At 26.9% G+C, this 1039-nt stretch carries 1 protein-coding gene; it reads left to right on the forward strand.

Annotation, left to right across the window (positions count from 1 at the left end; all coding sequences use genetic code 11):
• Positions 1 to 19 precede the first annotated feature (19 nt).
• Positions 20 to 955 carry an Abi family protein gene (locus tag HMPREF2846_RS02240; RefSeq protein ID WP_070625489.1) on the forward strand — a complete coding sequence of 312 codons (936 nt, stop codon included), beginning with the start codon at positions 20 to 22 and terminating at the stop codon, positions 953 to 955.
• Positions 956 to 1039: the final 84 nt, after the last annotated feature.

Raw genomic sequence — 1039 nt, forward strand, 5'->3', positions numbered from 1 at the left:
TTTTTTTTGAGGTGAAAAAATGAAACCTAAACCTTTGAACTTTCAAGAACAAGCGAATTTATTAATAGAAAGAGGCATGATCATAAACAATATTGATAATGCTATTAAAAAGTTAGAAAACATAGGATATTACAAACTGAAAGAATTCGCTTATCCTTTATCTAAAGTGACTAAAGATAAATTTGGTAACAATGTTAGAGTTTATCATGGAATTAAGTTTGACGATGTCATCACTAGATATTATCAAGACAAAAATTTAAGAATGGGATTACTACATGCAATAGAAAAAATAGAAGTATCTTTGAAGACAAGAATATCTTATGTTTTGGGAGAAACCTACGGAGCTTTTGGTTATCTTGATTTTTCAAAGTGGTGTAATAAAAACGAATACTGTAAACATTATTTAAATTATCAAGAAAACAAATTTAAAAAAGAGTTAGCTAAGAAAACAAAGTTATCAAGAAATCATGAAATTAGAGAAAAAAAGAATTTTAATCAAGAAAGATTACCTAGTGTTTGGCTAATGACTGATGTTTTAATGTTTGGAGACATAGTTAACCTATTAACTTTAATGTCAAAAAAGAATTTACAGAAAATTTCAGATTATTATAAATGCAGTAATAAGCAATTGGTTTCATGGTTAAAATGTCTTAATTTTATAAGGAATATATGCGCTCATAATTCAAATATTATTGATATAAAATTGACCACTGCCCCGATGATTCATAATGATTGGAAAAATGATGTTTTTCAATTTAAAGACGGAAACTACTCAAACAGATTATCGGTAATAATATTCATAATACATCATTTTGTAAAGCAAATTAATGATAAATATCAAATAAGGAAAATTACAAATTCAATCAAAAAAATAGTTGGAAGTGAAGAATCGAAGATTAACCAGTTAGGGTTTGTAAACAACAAATCAATTGTTAGATTACAGAATTTAACTTAGCTCTTAATCTTGATTTTATTAAACCGTATTTGCGGTACTCATATGCGGAGTGTACTTGAGGTTAACTGTTACTGACGGTTGCCT

This window comes from Staphylococcus sp. HMSC056G08 (assembly GCF_001812305.1).
In the GTDB taxonomy this organism is placed as follows: domain Bacteria; phylum Bacillota; class Bacilli; order Staphylococcales; family Staphylococcaceae; genus Staphylococcus; species Staphylococcus simulans.

Excerpts from the sequence above, each read along its gene's own strand:
- HMPREF2846_RS02240 (WP_070625489.1), top strand. The coding sequence starts at position 20 with ATGAAACCTAAACCTTTGAACTTTCAAGAACAAGCGAATTTATTAATA.